This is a genomic window from uncultured Shewanella sp., from assembly GCF_947491715.1.
In the GTDB taxonomy this organism is placed as follows: domain Bacteria; phylum Pseudomonadota; class Gammaproteobacteria; order Enterobacterales; family Shewanellaceae; genus Shewanella.
On the sequence record NZ_CANLKR010000010.1, the window covers coordinates 108,048 to 126,099 of the forward strand.

The following is an 18,052-nucleotide window of genomic DNA, read 5'->3' on the forward strand; positions in this document are numbered from 1 at the left end:
TGTCGCGCGGGTAAAATATGGGCATAGAATAAACCAGAAGTGCATTATTAAAAAGGATCATGTGAGGAGTATTTATTATGAGTGAGCGAAGTCAGGCGTTATTAAAGCTATATGCTGAATTATTTGAACATGTAAAAAAGGAACATGAACATGATAACAGTATGACTATCAAGACATTATTTAAAGAAGTGTCACAGTGTAAAGAATATTTGGCGCTGAAAGCACAAATTAAGGAAGATGAGCTTGCTTTAGTCGAACAATTTTTAAAAAGAGATATTGCGAGTTTTTTACAGGAAAAGAATGATGCGGATTTGAGTCATAGTCCTTTTGTCATTGCCGCCAAAAATACTTTTTGGCATTGGTTAAGTGAAATAACTGATCGTAGTCAGCTTGAATGGGCTGAGCTGACACAAGATTTTCAGCATCAAGGTGTTTATGAAAGTGGTGAGATCATTGCTCAAGGCTGCTTGGCGTGTACCGCATGTGGCCATAAAATGTACATTGAATTTCCAGGTCTTATTCCTGATTGCCCAGAGTGTGATAATGATGAGTTTTACCGTGAGGCGTTAACGCCATAAAAGGGCTGCCAAAGGTATATTTATAATGTGTTGTTTACTCATAAAACAATGCTCCCTTGATGTGAGGACTGTGTTTAAAGATAGTAAGGGGGAAGAGATAAAAAGGAATTTGTATGAATCAATATTGTTACCTATTGGTGGCGGCTTGCTGTTTTACTTGCCAAGCCGAAGAAACAATACAAGTTAACAATGCCGATGAGGTTATCGGTGCGAAAGGCAGTATGGCAAATACCTTAGGGAAAAAAAACTTTTTTATTCCTTACCCTTATTATAGTCAAGTCACATCTGCAACTGCGGGTGTTGTATTAGCCAGTCAAGGGATTTTTCAACCTCAAACGACTGCTTTTGCTAATTTTATATATTCGAGTAATGATTCTAGAATTGCGTATTTTCAAATCGAAGATGTGCAGATTTATCGACGCTTATTTTTAGAAATGAAAGTACTCGCGGGCCATTGGGGAGATGTTGATTATTATACTGATCGTACAAATGACTCCAGTGAAAATGACTATATTGGCATTAGTGCTGACGATCAATGGTATCGATTAAATCTAGATTACTTGTTACCAATAGGAAATGGTAAAAAACAAATTATTGATCGTTATGAAATAGATGGGGCGCTTTTAGTACCTGAGACTGCCAGCGGTGGTGAGTCGTGGAACCCCTTTGTATCGGGGCGGAGTTATTTACAGCTTAGGCCATTTTATCGCAAAGAAGATTTAAAAGGTATTGGTGAGTTTGCGACTTCAGGAATGGGGTTTGGGTTTTATATTGATAATCGAGATTGGCCGATAAATCCCAGTCGAGGTTATACCTTACAAGCTGAATTTAAACATGATTGGGGCAATTTAAGTGATTCAGTTGAATGGTCTGCAATTGAAGCGTCTTTTTCAAAATACGTGAGTTTAGGTGCGAGTGATTTTTTTCAGCAGCGTGTTTTAGCATTTGATGTATGGACATTGGATATTCCCACTTGGGATGAGACGACAGTCATTAATGGGCAAACCGTGTTTAAACGGCCACCTCCTTTCTCTGGATTAAGCTTAGGGGGCTGGGATCGTTTTCGCGGTTATAATGCGAACCGTTTCGAAGATAAGGCTGCGATTGATTATCAAGTTGAATATCGAGTGATCCCACAGTGGAATCCTTTTCCTCATATTCCATTGATTAATCGTTTAAAAATTCCTTTCTGGCAATGGGCTGTTTTTGCCGAATTGGGTCGTGTGGCACCCAAATGGGAGATAGAAACCTTGCATTCGCATATGCGTTGGAATGCGGGGGTTGGTATGCGTGCCTTTGTCAATGGTATGCTGGTACGAATGGATTTTGCGACGTCAGAAGAGGGCGGGCAAGTTCAGATGATAGTGGATCAACCTTTTTAATACTGTAATGAGTGGCAGCGAGAAAAGGACTAATACCCAAGTGAAACTCGCACTTTCATTTCACTTGGGTGTATGACGATTAAGCTTCTTTTTGTTTAATTCGAAGTACCAGTGCAATCATAAAGAAGAGCCCACTGAGCAATAATATTGGCCATTCCCCCCATTTAGCAAAAGGGGTCATGCCGGTGAATAAGGGCACTTTAGCGGTTAATACACCAGTTTCAAATTGAGGCAGTTCTTTTGTGATCACGCCTTTTTCATCCACGATCGCAGTGACGCCAGTATTGGTGGCTCTTAACAGCGGACGACCTAATTCAACCGACCGCATCTGGGCCATTTCCATATGCTGTAATGGGCCGTTAGAGCGTCCAAACCAAGCGTCGTTAGAGATGGTCAGCAGTAAATCCGTATTATTGCTAAAATTGGCTCTGACTTGTTCTGGAAAGGCAATCTCATAGCAAATAGCGGGTAAAATATCGTAACCTAGGGCCTTGAGGTTGGGTTGACGATAATCTCCCCGCGCAAACGAAGACATAGGTAAGTTGAAAAACGGTGCCAGTGGTCTTAACAATGCGCCAAAAGGTACAAATTCGCCAATGGGTAATAAATGATGCTTTTTATATTCATTGATACCATTGCCTTGGTAATCGGCCTGAGATTGTATTTTGTTGTTATGATTACCTAGCACAATGAGCGAGTTATAAAAGTCCTCCCCTTGTTGGCTAATAATCCCTGTGAGGATGGCGCTGTTGTTCAAGTTCGCAACGCGATTGGCATTAGTGAGAAAATCTTCAACCAGATATTCAGGTGCTGGGATCGCCGCTTCAGGCCAAATAATGAGATCGGCATGGGTCTCTTTTTTGTCATTCTCATCGTTTGCCGCTGGCTGGGTATTAGTGTTTGGCGTTTGCTCCTTCACATCAAACACATTCCCAATAGGATTGAATTCTGGGCGAGTGAGATCCATGTATTTAAGCATGGTTGGCCACAGTGCTTCAGGTTCCCACTTCATACTTTGTGGAATATTGCCTTGTACTAAGACCACATTCACGGTTTTATGGGTGGGGGAAATTGCTGAGTTATTGATGGAAAGCCAAGTACAAAGTGCGATCACAGGTATTAAAATGGCAATGCTTTTCCAACGTTTTTGTATGCATAATGCTAAGGCGCCGCTCAGCAGTGCAATGATAAAACTGAGCCCTAGTGTGCCAATGACACTGGCGAGCATTTTTAGTGGGCCTTGGGTTTGGCTGTAACCTGCCCATAGCCAAGGAAAGCCTGTGAGTACCCAGCCTCTTGCCCACTCTGTTAACGTCCATAGCGCTGGAAACAAAATGAGATTACGTAAGATGCTGGTATGAGGAGTTATTTTTTGCAGTAAATAGCCTGTTAATCCTGCGTAGAGGCCTAAATAGAGCGCTAGTAGCGCCATGAGCGCTAGAGAGGCAATAATGGGGAGTCCCCCAAAATGATCCATGCTGACATGAACCCAACTGATCCCGACGGAGAAGCAGCCAAAACCAAAGCTTAACCAGTAAGTAAAAGCGGATTTTGCGGATAAATGCTGACTTTGGTGCAAGACAAAAGTGAGGGCGATAAAATAAACAGGCCATAAAAAATAAGGGGCGAACGCCAGAGCGGTGGCGCCACCTGCAAGATAGGCTAAGATCAGCCTTCCGATAGAATGATGGGCTAACGCCCGAAATGTATTCAGCATGCTAGCCTCATAGTGATACTTAAATAGAAGAGAAGCGTTAAGTGACTTTTTCTTCAATATTGGATGTAGGGAGTTTTACACTCAGTTGAATAAGCCTTCGTGTATCTGCACTGACCACTTTAAATTCAATATTATCAATGGTAATCTTTTCATCTCTTGCGGGCAAATGCCCAAAAGCATGTGAAACTAAACCACCTACAGTATCAAATTCTTCGTCACTAAAGTGGGTATTAAACTTACCATTAAAATCATCAATAGGTGTTAATGCTTTAATCATGTAAACATGTTTGGCCACTTGGCGTATTTCAGTTTCTTCGGCGGATTCATGTACAAATTCGTCTTCAATCTCGCCGACAATTTCTTCTAAAATATCTTCAATGGTGATGAGCCCTGATACGCCGCCATATTCATCGACAACAATGGCCATATGGTAACGTTGGGAGCGGAATTCTTTGAGTAATACATCGACTCGTTTACTTTCGGGAACCACCACAGCTGGGCGGATCACTTGTGTTAAGGTAAACGGGATTTCATTATTTTTAAAACCGTATTTGAGTAAGTCTTTAGCCAATAATATGCCTTCAATATGATCTTTGTCATCATTCACAACAGGAAAACGTGAATGAGCGGAGCTGATCACTGTAGACAGCAATTCCTCGACAGAATTATCTATGTTTAAACTCACAATTTGTGCGCGTGGGATCATGATATCTCTTACTCGAAGATCTGATACCTCAAGTACGCCTTCAATCATTTCTCGCGTGTCTTCAGTGATCACTTCGCGCTGCTCTGCATCGTTAATCACATCGACAAGTTCTTCACGGTTTTGTGGTTCGCCCTGGAATAATTGACTGACTTTATCTAGCCAACGTTTCTTAGGGGCGTTTGTACTCGGGGGGATGTCATCACTCATAGTATTTCTCTGACTCATTTGAGTCTATTACAGCTCCTGATAAGGGTTTGCAAAGCCTAGCTGAGTTATGATTTGAGTCTCTATTGACTCCATTTCTTCAGCGTCGGCATCATCAATATGGTCATACCCTAGCAGATGAAGAGTACCATGTACAACCATGTGAGCCCAATGTGCTTGCAAAGTCTTATCTTGTACTTTGGCTTCCTGTGTTACGACTGGGGCACAAATAATCAAATCGCCCAATAACGGCAGGACTATTTCTGGAGGGGCTTCAAAAGGGAAAGACAGCACATTCGTCGGTTTATCTTTGCCCCTATAATCATGATTGAGTTGTTGGCTTTCCTCGTTGTCAACGATGCGTATGGTGAGTTCGGCTTCATTCATACGCCCTTCAAGTACAGCGGTGACCCATGAATTTAATTCCGTTTGACTGGGAAGGTTTGATGTGTCTTCAAGCGCAATTTGTCTGTCGAGGATAAGGTTAAGACTCATTGTGTTTAACTTCCTGCAACTGATGTTGGTGGTCTTTGGTATCTTGAGGTTTTTGACGTTTGAGTTCATGCTCTTCATACGCTTCGACAATACGGGCAACAACGGGGTGCCTGACAACATCTTTTGCTTGGAAAAAGTTAAAGCTGACTTCTTCGACTTGGCTTAAGACTTCAATGGCATGGCGTAGACCAGACTTTTGATGTTTCGGCAGATCGACCTGAGTGATATCGCCAGTGATTACCGCTTTTGAATTAAAGCCGATACGAGTGAGAAACATTTTCATTTGTTCCACTGAGGTGTTTTGACTTTCATCTAAAATGATAAAAGCATCATTGAGGGTTCGACCTCGCATGTAGGCTAATGGCGCCACTTCAATGACATTGCGCTCAATTAAGCGTTCGACTTTTTCAAATCCGAGCATTTCAAATAAAGCATCATAGAGAGGACGAAGGTATGGATCGACTTTTTGGCTGAGATCCCCTGGCAGAAACCCCAGTTTTTCGCCGGCTTCTACTGCTGGGCGAGTTAATAGAATGCGCCTGACTTCTTGGCGTTCTAATGCATCCACGGCAGCGGCTACGGCGAGATAGGTCTTACCTGTGCCTGCAGGACCCACACCAAATGTAATATCGTGTCCATTAATGTGGGAGACATAGTCACTTTGATTGGGGTTTCTGGGTTTGATCACGCCGCGTTTGGTTTTGATATACAGGGATTTATCATCACTTGGTGCCTCGAACTCTAACGCTACGGCTTCTTGAATGGCAATATGGACTCTATCGGGTTCAAGGTCCGGTGTGCTGCCTTTAACGGTTTGAGTTTCTATGTACAAGTCTTTGAGAAGATTATTGGCCGTTAAGCAGTTTTTGGGCAAACCGACAATTTGAAAATGGTTATCACGGTAGTTGATTTCAACTCCGATCCGGCGTTCTAATTGCTTGATATTGTCATCAAAAGGGCCACAAAGTGAGGCAAGGCGACGTGTTTCAGCGGGTTCTAGGTACAAGTTGAGAGTCGTTAACTTATTTGACAAAAATTACTCCAAATACTGATTGTCATTCTATTAGTTTACGAGCCTATGGGCAGAAATGCTAACCTTATTTTAGGCTCAAATGCGGTGAAAAATAAAAGGCAGCATTAAGATGCTGCCTTTCTAATCACTTAAGAGGATATTTATGACGGAATGAATTGTGTTACGCCTAAATCATCATCTTGCTTATGTTTTGCTAAAATATCGCTGGGATGTAAATCACGACGTAAGTCCATTTCATCTTCGCCGCGAATAAAATTGCCACGCAATGAGTTGGTGTATACATCAACAATTTCGACATCCACAAAGCTACCAATATGCTTAGGTTGGCCTTCAAAGTTAACGACACGATTGTTTTCTGTTCTTCCTCGAAGCTCCATTGGATTCTTAATTGACGGACCTTCAACTAAAATACGCTGTACTGTGCCTAACATATTCCGGCTATAACGCATGGCCTGTTGTGTGATGCGATCTTGTAAGATGGCTAAGCGCTCTTTTTTCTCTTCGAGGCTCACATCATCGGGTAAATCTGATGCGGGTGTGCCTGGACGTGCACTGTAGATAAAACTAAAACTGTGATCAAAGCCGACATCTTCAATGAGCTTCATGGTATCGGCAAAATCTTGCTTAGACTCGCCTGGGAAGCCAATAATGAAATCAGAGCTAATCTGAATACCGGGACGGGCCTTGTGTAAACGACGAATAATGGATTTATATTCAATGGCCATATGGCCGCGTTTCATTTGGGTCAAAATCAGATCGGAACCGGATTGTACTGGTAAATGTAAGAAGCTGACCAGTTCTGGCGTATCTTCATAAACATCGATAATATCTTGAGTAAATTCAATGGGGTGGCTGGTGGTAAAACGCAGTCTATCAATACCATCGATGGCAGCGACGAAACGTAATAGCTCAGCAAAAGAGCAAATATCGTCATCATGGGTGGCGCCGCGATAAGCGTTAACGTTTTGCCCCAGTAAATTCACTTCACGCACGCCTTGAGCGGCAAGCTGAGCGATTTCAAGAATAATATCATCCAGTGGACGACTGACCTCTTCACCACGCGTGTAAGGTACCACACAAAAAGAGCAGTATTTACTGCAACCTTCCATGATGGAAACAAAGGCACTGGGGCCATCGGCTCTGGGTTCAGGTAAACGATCAAACTTTTCAATTTCTGGAAAGCTAACATCAATGACGGCTTTGCCGCCTGCTTGAATTTGTGTGATCATTTCAGGCAAGCGATGAAGGGTTTGAGGACCAAAAATAAGGTCGACACATTGTGCACGATCTTTAATGGCTTTTCCTTCTTGAGAAGCCACACAGCCACCGACACCGATAATGAGATCGGGATTTTTATCTTTTAATTTTTTCCAGCGACCTAATTGGTGAAACACCTTTTCTTGGGCTTTTTCACGGATAGAGCAAGTATTTAATAATAATACATCAGCTTCTTCAGCTTCTTCCGTTAAAGTATAACCTTGATATTCATCAAGCAAATCAGCCATCTTTGATGAGTCATACTCATTCATTTGACAGCCCCAAGTTTTAATATGGAGTTTTTTACTCATCAGTCTGCATCACTCTTAAGAATACTGAAAAAAATAGCGGGGTATTTTACCTTGCTGTAAGCCTGATTACTAGCCTTACAGCATGGGATGAAAGGAAATCTTGATTTCATGATAAAAACTATCGTCTTTTATCCACATAAGCTTCCTGAAAGGCGTATTGCTGACCAGACTGTTTTTGTAATTGCAACACTTCTTTTGTACGCAGGCTGTTACTCCGTTCAAGGCCTATGGTGCCGATAAGTTTTGCATCAATTGGCAGGTAATCATAACTCCCTTGGTCATTTTTAATTTTAACAAAGTTATCAGGTTTAACGTCCCATGGATTAAAGCCTGCTTTACGCAACATGGCTAAGGCGGATTCTGGAACAGCTTCAAAATCATGGTATCGGTAAATGCCACCTTTTTCTTTATGGCATTTGAGTAACTCACTTTGCGGTATGGTTTTAAAGGTACTAACGGTTACGGGCTGACCATCGACTCCTATCATACGTTCGATTTTATGTGTCGCTAAATGAGCATATTTTCCCTTATAAAAATCCGGACTTTCATAGATTTCATTGAGTCTCAGGCAGGTTTTAGATTGTTTAATGTCGTCACCTAGTTTTTGTGACTTGACTATTTTTATCCCTTCACCAGAAGGCGTGATATAGACGTCTCTATTTGCGCCTTGATAATGTTTGACCTTAGGTGTAAACATTATATCCAGTACCTTTCTACGGCATTGTGTATTGACCAGTTCGGTGAGCTGTTTTCCGCGTGTTTGAGTGGCATTTTCTTCAGGTTTTCGTGCACGTAGAAAGAAGTCTTTTACGGCCGTGATTGGCCGCTTTATATGGTCGGTTAAATGATCATTGGCGCGTTGAATATGGATATCATCATTATTACTGACTTTTATCGCATAGACTTTATCATTTAAGGTTAATCTTGATTCAGCTCTGATCTGCTCGATGGTATATTGCTTGATATCTTGAACGCTTCCCAACGTAATGGGCATAAATTGTGCTCCTCTACAGTAAAATTGAGTAAATATGATGGTTTTTACCGCCTACAACTTGTAAAAACAATCATTTATTATGTGTTTTATATATAAGTATGTTTAATTGCGTTTTTTTTATAAAATTTGTTTGTAAAACAGTCATGAAATTTAATCCTTTCGTTTTAATATGTGTCATAAACCTTCTAATTAGATCGTAAAAATGTGAACTATATTCAATTCACTGTATATCATCTGTTTAATCAGGATTAGTCGGTATGTCGGTGTTTGTAGGACATGAAATCATGGTGGGTTAACAGGAGGGAAATCGCTTTTGACAAGGAATGAAGCTTAAGGTGAACGTGTATCGCTTATTGCTGAGATTTAGAAAGCTTTGTGTTAAAGCTGAATTGAACATTGTTTTTAAGAGGCTATCTTTTTAGTTTTTTATAAAAACTTGTATTATCAAAAGCCTGGTATATTTTATTTTTGCGATCTTTTTCTATCCTTCTCTTTGTGTATTTTTGGCGAGTCATTCTGGGGGCTGTATTTAGGTTTGTTCTATTGACTTTGTATTGAATTTTCGCTCTATTGGCTTCATATGCGTTATTTATTCACCCTAATTTAATTATCCTTGTAGAGGCTTTACCATGTTTGAATTGCCAACAATAAACCTTAAGGGCAAAGTGTCAGCACAAGAGTGGCAAACTCGTGTTGAGCTTGCAGCTTGTTATCGACTGTTTGTTATGCAGGGCTGGGATGATCTCATTCATACGCATGTATCGGCACGCATTCCAGATTCAGAACATCTATTGATTAATGCATTTGGGTTGAGTTTTGATGAAATTACCGCTTCAAATTTAGTTAAAATTGATATTGATGGCAATATTGTCGAGCCCGAATGTCCTTTTACAATTAACCCAGCAGGCTTTACGATCCATAGTGCGGTGCACGAAGCACGCCATGCCGATCAATGTGCTTTGCATGTTCATACTAATGAAACCATTGCCATTGCGAGTTTAGAAGAAGGTTTATTACCTTTGAGTCAGTATTCCATGTTTGCATTGGCATCACTGAGTTATCATGACTATGAAGGCTTAGCGGTTGATCATGATGAAAAAGTACGATTACAAAAAGACTTAGGGGATACTAACTTCATGTTACTGAGAAACCATGGAGCCTTAACCATGGGCAAAACCATAGGCGATGCGTTCATGCATATGTATGATTTGGTGCGTGCTTGCCAAGTACAATTGCAAGTGATGTCCACGGGTATGAAGCCTATTTATGTTGATCAAAGTATTGTGGATGGTATCAAAGCGCAAGCGAATATTGTGCACTCTGGATTAACGGGTGGCCAAAAAGCATGGCCCGCAATGATGCGAAAAGTATTACGTCAATATCCTGATTTTGCAAATTAATATTATTGTTTTTCTATTGATGATTTTGGCTTATTGAAGCTACTTTTATTGAGCAAATCATGTTTACCATTAACTATACCTTTGAGAGAACCCTATGAAAGTCACTCATGTAGAAATTTTTGATATCGAATGTCCTAAACGCCCCGCTTGGAACCCTGTTTTTGTCCGTGTGCATACCGATGAAGGGATCAGTGGTGTGGGTGAGGCTGGTCTGGCTTATGATTGGGGTCATAGTGCTGCAGCGGCAATGATTAAGGAAATTGCTGAAGCCGTTTTAATAGGCTTTAACCCTTTTAATACAGAACAGCTATGGTCTCGCATGCTTCGAGAAAGTTTTTGGGGGCTAGGGGGGGGGCCTGTGCTGTATTCTGCGATGAGTGCTATTGATACTGCACTTTGGGATATAAAAGGAAAGGCATTGGGTGTACCTGTGTATCAATTACTGGGGGGAAAGGTGAATGAAGAGCTGCGTACTTATGCCAGTCAGTTACAATTTGATTGGGATACCACAATCAGTAAGCTCATTGAACCAGAAGAATACGCGCAAGCGGCGCTCAAAGCCGTTGCAGAAGGCTATGATGCCGTTAAAGTGGATCCCATTGTGTATAATCACGACGGCAGCTCCTCTTTTGACCGCACCAAATTATTTACTCAGCCTCAAATGCGCTTGTTTGGTAATCGATTACGTGCAATTCGTGATGCTGTGGGAGAAGATGTCGATATTATCTTTGAGTCGCATTCTTTGATGGGGGCAGCTTCTGCTATCCAAATGGGTAAAGTCATCGAGGAAGTGGGTTGCATGATGTATGAAGAACCCGTTAATTATTTAAACTCAGCTGTGCATAAAAAAGTGGCTGAAAATGTCAATGTTCCTATTGCAGGCGGGGAGCGCTTATACCACAGATGGGATGTACGTTCGTATTTTGAAGATCAAAGTATTGATGTATTGCAACCTGATGTGGGGCTATGTGGTGGCTTTACTGAAGCAAAGAAAGTCTGTGATTATGCCGATGTTTATGATATTCGTATTCAAGCTCATGTGTGTGGTGGGCCAGTTGCAACAGCTGCATCGTTACATTTAGAAACCGCTATTCCTAACTTTTTAATTCATGAGCACCATACTTACGCGATTAAAGATTGGAACCGAGAGCTGTGTTTACAAGATCCTCAGCCTGAAAAGGGGATTTTTAAAGTGACGGAAGTACCCGGTATCGGAATTGAGCTCAATGATGAAGTAGTGAAGCGCTCGCCTAACGTCACGGTTAAATAATCCCTATTATTCAGTACCTTAGTTGAATTTATACCAGTGAGCGGCATTAGTACACGTTAATGCCGCTATTTGTGCTTTGGGTAAATTCAGTGTGAGATAGTGTTCCCATAATTCATGATACTTTTGTGTGAATAGTACTAAAGGGAAGTTACTGGCTAACATCACCCGTTTAACCCCAAACGATTGAATGCATTGAGTGATGATATCGAATTGCCATTGGTTTTTATATTGTCTGTCTACCATTTCCCAACCTGAACATTTAATCGCGCAATGTTTAAATGCACTGAGTGCTTCAAGGCTGCTTTGCCATTGTTGCCAAGTTGATTCCTGTGTTTGCGTGTGTGTTTCTGTGGAGGTGATGGGTGGCCAGCCTGCATGATTGATAATGACCTTTAATGAAGGAAGAGTTTGGAGTATTTGGATGAATAGATTAACAGCAGGTTTATCGCTAAGTGACATTTGTAAGTCAAAGCTTAAGTGATTGTTTGCAAGGTGAGCTAAATTATTCTGCACCTGTTTTTGGCTGAGGATCTTATAGGCTTGATCATCTAAAATATGCCGACAACCGATAACGCAATGATATTGGCGCAGCTGTGTTAACTGAAGAACAAAGTCATTTTCATTCAGGGTTAAATCTATGCCAGCAACCGCTTTAAAGGGAAGACTGCAACTCGATTCTAGCCATGCAATTTCTCGCCAGGGGCGTGTATTATCAAATCCTGCTTCGATATGGACAAATCCTGCGAGCGTGCTTTTTTGCTTGAGCGTGAGTGCGTTTTCATGAAAGTCATGGCGAATTTTGGCTTTATCTGGCCAAAAAGGGGGATAGCCTTCTTTTAACCATTGATAATGCCCTCGAGTTCGATCAAAAAAATGTAAATGTGGATCAATGATTTTGTTCATTTCATCAGCGCAAAAATGAGTTTACTTGATATTACTTGATTATTCGCTCTGATGAAATATCATTCAAATTGTTTGTTATTTATGCCTTTAACTAGGTGGTTTTGTTATTGCGTGGTGTAGCCACCATCGATAACTTGTAAACTGCCCGTAATAAATTTTGCTTTATCTGATGCTAAAAAGAGAACTAGCTCTGCGACTTCTTCGGGTTGACCTAAGCGCCCTAAAGGTTGAAGAGCGGCTTCTTCTTTATGTATGTCTGCTTTATTTGCCCCAGAACGGCGGCAGTAGTTATCAATAGCGTCGTGATATAAAGGGGTTTCAATTGTCCCTGGGCACACGGCATTGGCACGAATATTAAATGAGGCGTAATCAAGAGCGGTGGTTTTTGCCATTGAGGCCAGTGCTGATTTCGTTAAACTATAAGCAAAAGAGTTAGGTTTTCCAACTAAGGCTTGTTCTGAAGAGATTAATATAATAGCGCCTTGTTGGTTGGCTTTCATATTCGGGAGCACGGCTTTCATGGCGGCATAAGCGCCTTTTACATTAATACTAAAAACCTTGTCTAGTTCCGCTTCACTGGTGTTTTCTATCGTTGCAGAAAAGTGGATGCCTGCGTTTGATACCAGCACATCAATATTATAATTTTGAGCAATGTGATTAATGATTTGGGTGACTTGCTCAAGGTTGGTGATGTCGCATTGACGAAATTGCCCAAGATCACTGGGTTGTAAATCAAGGTTAAACACCTGATAGTCATTCTCTAAAAAGAGTTTCACGACACTCAATCCTATTCCCGAACTTCCGCCTGTAACAATGCACGTTTTTTTCATTTTTGGCTCTGGTGATGTGTTGATAATGACATTAGTGTAAAGGGATGAGCGTTATTTAGTACACTTAATTTTCTTTAAGTCGATTTTAATTCTGCGTTTTACTTTCCTCTCATCAATAGTGCGGATTTAACGTTGTGAGCAAAGCGATAGGGTTTGTAAGTGACGCTCTTACTCATGGTTATCAATACAGCTTGAAATGCCTATTAATGTGCATAAATCAATGAAGATATGAGTCAGAAAATTTCGCATATTCATGGCCTCCCGTTTTATCCTTTATCAAATTTATTCGCGTTTATTTTTCTTCTGTGCTTCTGAAAGATATGCGCTATGTCTCAAGCGCTGCATGCCTGTCTGTGGTAAGATGCTTACCATTAAAAGTTTGATGATGATCGCTACTTTGAGTCCTGTTGAAAACACTTCTTTTCAACAGGCTAGTGATCAGCCATGAGACATGAACAGATAAAGGTGAGGGCGCGTCAAGTGAGCCAAGTGCAAGGAATTGATATTCAACATGATGTGGTGATTATCGGTGGGGGCATGGTCGGTGCCGCCAGTGCGGTAGGGCTAGCCCAGCTGGGTCTCAATGTTGCTGTACTGGAAAGGGTGCAGCCGCAAGCTTATGAGCCTTCACAGCCTTTGGATTTACGCGTGTCTGCGATAAGTGCTCAATCTGAAAAGTTGCTTCGAGGGTTAGGTGCGATGGATTTTCTGCATCAAGCACGCATGCAAAGGTTTCAAGGGCTTGAAACTTGGGAGCTAGAGGGTTTTATTACCCGCTTTCACAGTGAACAAATTGGTGAAACCCATTTAGGTTATATTGTTGAAAACCGTTTGATTCAATTGGCTTTGTGGGAGCAAATGCAAACATTGGATAATGTGCATCTTTATTGCCCTGTTAAAGTAAAAGCATTGTCACGTCACATTCGGCCTTATCAAGTGTCGGTGCTTTCACCTGGGCAAAAGGCGCCTTTGTCTTCTGCTGTACAAGTGACTTTAGAAGATGGGCGTACTTTGACGGCGCCATTATTAGTGGGTGCTGATGGTGCGAATTCGTTTGTGCGTCAATGGGCCAATATTGGTGTAAGTGGTTGGGACTACGCTCAATCGGCCATGTTAATTAATATTAGAACGGCGAAAGCAGAACCGCCAGTGACTTGGCAACAATTTACGCCCAAAGGGCCTCGCTCTTTATTACCACTACCTGATAATCATGCCTCACTCGTTTGGTATGATGATGCGCAAAAAATAAAGCAATTATCACAATTAAATAATAAGGCGTTAGCCACACAAATTCGGGCGCAATTTCCCAGTCGATTAGCAGCAGATTTTGAGGTGCTAGATAAAGGTTTTTTCAGTTTAACTCGTCGCCATGCTCAGAGCTATTTTATTGATAATGTGGTGATTTTAGGTGATGCTGCTCATACCATTAACCCTCTTGCTGGTCAGGGAGTCAATTTAGGTTTTAAGGATGTGGCTGCTCTTATTGAATCAGTTAAGCAAAGAATGTCTGTCGCAGATAGCTGGTGGGATAACATTATGCTGACCCATTATCAGTCTAGTCGATATCGGGATAACCAATTGATGATGTCGGCGATGGATGTTTTTTATGCCAGCTTCAGTAATGATCTATTGCCACTAAAACTTATCCGTAATGGTATGCTTAAATTGGCCAATGTTGAGGGGCCGATTAAGCGTAATGTACTCAAGTATGCCATGGGTTTTTAAGTCGGTATGTCTGTGATGGATGTGTTTTACGCCAGCTTCAGTAATGAGCTATTGCCGATTAAATGAATACGTAATGGCATGCTTAAATTGACTAATCTTGAGCGACGTTGAGGGGCCGATTAAGCGTAATGTACTCAAGTATGCCATGGGTTTTTAAGTCAGTATAAGTGGCCATTTGTTGACGGGGTATTTGGATGCTAAAATACTCGACTTTTATATTTTAGTGATGCTTATGGCCTCATTGATCCACTACATAATGCAGTGACAATAGATAATAAAGATTGGAAAACATGAGCGATATAAAATTGATTGTGGGTCTTGCCAATCCTGGTGCCCAGTATGAACGAACGCGGCATAATGCTGGGGCTTGGTATATAGAAGAGCTGGCACGATTATGTGGGGTAAACTTAGTTCCTGACAGTAAGTATTTTGGATTAACAGCAAAGGCGCAATTTGAAGGTAAAGCGGTGCGTTTGTTGATCCCAACAACCTTTATGAATTTAAGCGGTAAATCCGTGGGGGCGTTAGCCAATTTTTTTCGTATTAAACCAGAAGAAATACTCGTGGCGCATGATGAGCTGGATATGCCGCCAGGCGTCGCTAAGTTTAAATTGGGTGGCGGTCATGGTGGTCATAATGGCTTGAAAGATATCATTGCAAAAATGGCAAATGATAAAGGTTTTTATCGGTTACGTATTGGTATTGGGCATCCAGGTGATAGAAATCTGGTGAGCAACTATGTCTTGAGCAAAGCGTCACCGACTGATCAAGGTTTGATTGATGCAGTGATAGATGAAGCTGTGCGGTCAACACAAGTGTTATTTAATCAAGATATGAGTAAAGCAATGCACAGGTTGCATTCTTTTAAAGCATAATTTAATCGTTGCCGTGATTGATGTTAGATCCGGTCTCGAGTCGTCGAAAAGATAAAGGTAAAAATATGGGTTTTAAATGCGGTATCGTTGGCCTGCCAAATGTAGGTAAATCAACTCTTTTTAATGCGTTAACTAAGGCGGGTATTGAAGCTTCAAATTTCCCATTTTGTACGATTGAGCCCAATACGGGTGTGGTACCAGTGCCGGATCTGCGTTTAGACGCTTTAGCTGCGATTGTGAGTCCTGAGCGTGTTATCCCAACGACAATGGAATTTGTTGATATTGCAGGCTTAGTCGCTGGCGCGTCAAAAGGCGAAGGTTTAGGTAATAAGTTTCTTGCCAATATTCGTGAAACTGATGCCATAGGTCATGTGGTGCGTTGTTTTGAAGATGACAATATCGTGCATGTAGCGAATCAAGTCTCTCCAGCAAGCGATATCGAAGTGATCAATACCGAATTAGCATTAGCGGATTTAGATTCTTGTGAACGTGCCATTACCCGTCAGCAAAAAAGAGCCAAAGGTGGTGATAAAGACGCTAAGTTTGAAGTGACAGTGCTTGAAAAAATGCGTCCAATATTAGATGAAGGCCATATGTTGCGTTCATTGGACTTAGCTAAGGAAGAGTTAGAAGCTGTTGCTTATCTAAACTTTTTAACCCTTAAGCCGACAATGTATATTGCCAATGTTTCTGAAGATGGTTTTGAAAATAACCCCCATTTAGATGCCGTTCGTGAAATTGCAGCAAAAGAAAATGCGGTTGTAGTGCCAGTGTGTGCTGCCATCGAGTCAGAGCTTGCTGAGATGGACGCTGAAGATCGTGAGGAGTTTATGGCTGATTTGGGCTTAGAAGAGCCTGGTCTTGATCGCGTTATTCGCAGTGGTTATGAATTATTAACCTTGCAAACTTACTTTACCGCAGGGGTTAAAGAAGTGCGTGCGTGGACGGTGGCCGTTGGTGCAACTGCTCCGCAAGCGGCTGGTGTTATTCATACCGATTTTGAACGCGGATTTATTCGTGCACAAGTGATGGCTTATGATGACTTTATCACTTATAAAGGTGAAGCAGGCGCTAAAGAAGCGGGTAAATTACGTGTAGAAGGCAAGAACTATATCGTCAAAGATGGCGATGTGATGCATTTCTTATTTAATGTCTAAGCGATAAAAGATGAGATAAGGTGTATTTGTTGGCAGTGCTGTCATCATTGAGCATTGATTTTTCAGTGATGACAGAGAAGAAGTCTTGTTTATTGTGTGTCTAAGTTGAGTCAAAGCAACATGGATTGCTGCTTGGTGTTGAAGAAGTTATTGACCTCAGGCTTGAAAATCAATTAAATGGCTTTATTTATGACAGTAATTGAAGAAGTGTTAGTCATTTTGGTGAAGTTATCGCCAAGCAGTGCTTTTTCATGTGAATTGCTAAAAAAAGCGGTTGACCTTGATACCTTGAATAAGCATAATACGCCCCGTTCCTCGCTGATAGCGATTAACAAAACGTTGGCAATGTAGCTCAGCTGGTTAGAGCACAGCACTCATAATGCTGGGGTCGCAGGTTCAAGTCCCGCCATTGCTACCATCTCCTTTTAACTGTAGTCAGTTAGAAGTTGATGTAAAACATCAATAGCAGCGCCTTGAATATCAAGTCCCGACTGTTATGGCTACCATCTTCTTTTAACTGTAGTCAGTTAAAAGTGGATGTAAAACATCTGCCTAGATAAAAAAGAGGCGTTGTGCGGGAGTGGTGGAATTGGTAGACACGCCAGATTTAGGTTCTGGTGCCGCAAGGTGTGAGAGTTCAAGTCTCTCCTCCCGTACCATTTAATTTAAACGTTATGGGCTTAGGCCGGTAATGATGTTTAAAGTAGGAAGTTAGATTGGGATATCGCCAAGCGGTAAGGCACCGGGTTTTGATCTCGGCATTCCCAGGTTCGAATCCTGGTATCCCAGCCACTCCTTTACTTTAAACAATGAATAAAATTTTGGGATATCGCCAAGCGGTAAGGCACCGGGTTTTGATCTCGGCATTCCCAGGTTCGAATCCTGGTATCCCAGCCATTCTTTATAGTGAAACTATAATAAAGAATTGTGGCAATGTAGCTCAGCTGGTTAGAGCACAGCACTCATAATGCTGGGGTCGCAGGTTCAAGTCCCGCCATTGCTACCATCTATTTCTAACTGTAGTCAGTTAGACGTTGATGTAAAACACTAATAACAGCGCCTTGAATATCAAGTCCCGACTGTTATGGCTATCATCTATTTTTAATTGTAGCTAGTTAAAAGTTGATGTAAAACATTGATAACAGCGCCTTGAATATCAAGTCCCGACTGTTATGGCTATCATCTATTTTTAATTGTAGCTAGTTAAAAGTTGAT

The 18,052-nt window shown here is 41.5% G+C and carries 16 protein-coding genes and 5 tRNA genes; 13 read left to right on the forward strand and 8 right to left on the reverse strand.

The annotated features are described in order from the left end of the window. Positions 1–77: 77 nt before the first annotated feature. Together Q0779_RS09555 and Q0779_RS09560 are read left to right on the forward strand one after the other, a co-directional pair. A complete protein-coding gene (locus Q0779_RS09555) occupies positions 78–578 on the forward strand; it encodes a zinc ribbon-containing protein (RefSeq protein WP_298772010.1) in 501 nt (166 codons plus the stop codon). 113 nt (positions 579–691) lie between these two features. Then, positions 692–1,960, forward strand: coding sequence for a BamA/TamA family outer membrane protein (locus Q0779_RS09560; RefSeq protein WP_298772012.1), 1,269 nt, complete (start codon positions 692–694; stop codon positions 1,958–1,960). Between the two features lie 79 nt (positions 1,961–2,039). Here Q0779_RS09560 and lnt read toward each other — a convergent pair whose 3' ends face one another. The 6 genes from lnt to Q0779_RS09590 all read right to left on the reverse strand — a co-directional run bounded on the left by lnt (position 2,040) and on the right by Q0779_RS09590 (position 8,677). Next, the gene (lnt, locus tag Q0779_RS09565; protein ID WP_298772014.1) at positions 2,040–3,677 is read right to left on the reverse strand and encodes an apolipoprotein N-acyltransferase; all 1,638 of its coding nucleotides are present in this window, start codon (positions 3,675–3,677) and stop codon (positions 2,040–2,042) included. A 37-nt stretch (positions 3,678–3,714) separates the two neighbouring features. Then, positions 3,715–4,590, reverse strand: a complete 876-nt coding sequence (corC, locus tag Q0779_RS09570) for a CNNM family magnesium/cobalt transport protein CorC (RefSeq protein WP_298772016.1) — start codon at positions 4,588–4,590, stop codon at positions 3,715–3,717. A 27-nt stretch (positions 4,591–4,617) separates the two neighbouring features. Then, on the reverse strand, positions 4,618–5,082 hold the full coding sequence (gene ybeY, locus Q0779_RS09575) for an rRNA maturation RNase YbeY (protein ID WP_298772018.1): 465 nt from the start codon (positions 5,080–5,082) through the stop codon (positions 4,618–4,620). After that, a complete protein-coding gene (locus Q0779_RS09580) occupies positions 5,072–6,115 on the reverse strand; it encodes a PhoH family protein (protein WP_298772020.1) in 1,044 nt (347 codons plus the stop codon). The genes ybeY and Q0779_RS09580 overlap by 11 nt, the downstream gene beginning before the upstream one ends. Before the next feature lie 140 nt (positions 6,116–6,255). Beyond that, on the reverse strand, positions 6,256–7,683 hold the full coding sequence (gene miaB, locus Q0779_RS09585; protein WP_298772022.1) for a tRNA (N6-isopentenyl adenosine(37)-C2)-methylthiotransferase MiaB: 1,428 nt from the start codon (positions 7,681–7,683) through the stop codon (positions 6,256–6,258). 118 nt (positions 7,684–7,801) lie between these two features. Then, positions 7,802–8,677, reverse strand: coding sequence for a hypothetical protein (locus Q0779_RS09590; protein WP_298772024.1), 876 nt, complete (start codon positions 8,675–8,677; stop codon positions 7,802–7,804). 629 nt (positions 8,678–9,306) lie between these two features. Here Q0779_RS09590 and Q0779_RS09595 point away from each other — a divergent pair. Continuing rightward, positions 9,307–10,077 (forward strand): class II aldolase/adducin family protein, encoded by a 771-nt coding sequence (locus tag Q0779_RS09595; protein ID WP_298772026.1) that lies wholly within the window; start codon positions 9,307–9,309, stop codon positions 10,075–10,077. A 94-nt stretch (positions 10,078–10,171) separates the two neighbouring features. After that, positions 10,172–11,347, forward strand: coding sequence for a mandelate racemase/muconate lactonizing enzyme family protein (locus tag Q0779_RS09600; protein WP_298772028.1), 1,176 nt, complete (start codon positions 10,172–10,174; stop codon positions 11,345–11,347). 18 nt (positions 11,348–11,365) lie between these two features. Here Q0779_RS09600 and Q0779_RS09605 read toward each other — a convergent pair whose 3' ends face one another. Both Q0779_RS09605 and Q0779_RS09610 read right to left on the reverse strand, forming a co-directional pair. Continuing rightward, positions 11,366–12,250, reverse strand: coding sequence for an amidohydrolase (locus tag Q0779_RS09605; protein ID WP_298772030.1), 885 nt, complete (start codon positions 12,248–12,250; stop codon positions 11,366–11,368). A gap of 104 nt (positions 12,251–12,354) precedes the next feature. Then, entirely contained in the window at positions 12,355–13,080 is a 726-nt protein-coding gene (locus tag Q0779_RS09610) for an SDR family NAD(P)-dependent oxidoreductase (RefSeq protein ID WP_298772032.1), read from the reverse strand. Between the two features lie 444 nt (positions 13,081–13,524). Between Q0779_RS09610 and Q0779_RS09615 the strand changes: the two genes are divergently transcribed. The 9 genes from Q0779_RS09615 (at position 13,525) to Q0779_RS09655 (ending at position 17,843) form a co-directional block, all read left to right on the forward strand. After that, positions 13,525–14,805 carry an FAD-dependent oxidoreductase gene (locus tag Q0779_RS09615; protein WP_298772034.1) on the forward strand — a complete coding sequence of 427 codons (1,281 nt, stop codon included), beginning with the start codon at positions 13,525–13,527 and terminating at the stop codon, positions 14,803–14,805. Between the two features lie 290 nt (positions 14,806–15,095). Further along, positions 15,096–15,680 (forward strand): aminoacyl-tRNA hydrolase, encoded by a 585-nt coding sequence (pth, locus tag Q0779_RS09620; RefSeq protein WP_298772036.1) that lies wholly within the window; start codon positions 15,096–15,098, stop codon positions 15,678–15,680. 65 nt (positions 15,681–15,745) lie between these two features. Next, entirely contained in the window at positions 15,746–16,837 is a 1,092-nt protein-coding gene (gene ychF / locus Q0779_RS09625) for a redox-regulated ATPase YchF (RefSeq protein WP_298772044.1), read from the forward strand. Positions 16,838–17,026: 189 nt separating this feature from the next. Beyond that, the gene (locus Q0779_RS09630; RefSeq protein WP_298772038.1) at positions 17,027–17,188 is read left to right on the forward strand and encodes a hypothetical protein; all 162 of its coding nucleotides are present in this window, start codon (positions 17,027–17,029) and stop codon (positions 17,186–17,188) included. Next, positions 17,179–17,255, forward strand: a tRNA-Met gene (locus Q0779_RS09635). The genes Q0779_RS09630 and Q0779_RS09635 overlap by 10 nt, the downstream gene beginning before the upstream one ends. A gap of 156 nt (positions 17,256–17,411) precedes the next feature. After that, positions 17,412–17,496: transfer RNA gene (locus Q0779_RS09640), tRNA-Leu, on the forward strand. Positions 17,497–17,554: 58 nt separating this feature from the next. Further along, positions 17,555–17,629: transfer RNA gene (locus tag Q0779_RS09645), tRNA-Gln, on the forward strand. A 30-nt stretch (positions 17,630–17,659) separates the two neighbouring features. After that, a tRNA-Gln gene (locus Q0779_RS09650) sits at positions 17,660–17,734 on the forward strand. Positions 17,735–17,766: 32 nt separating this feature from the next. Continuing rightward, positions 17,767–17,843, forward strand: a tRNA-Met gene (locus tag Q0779_RS09655). Positions 17,844–18,052 lie beyond the last annotated feature (209 nt).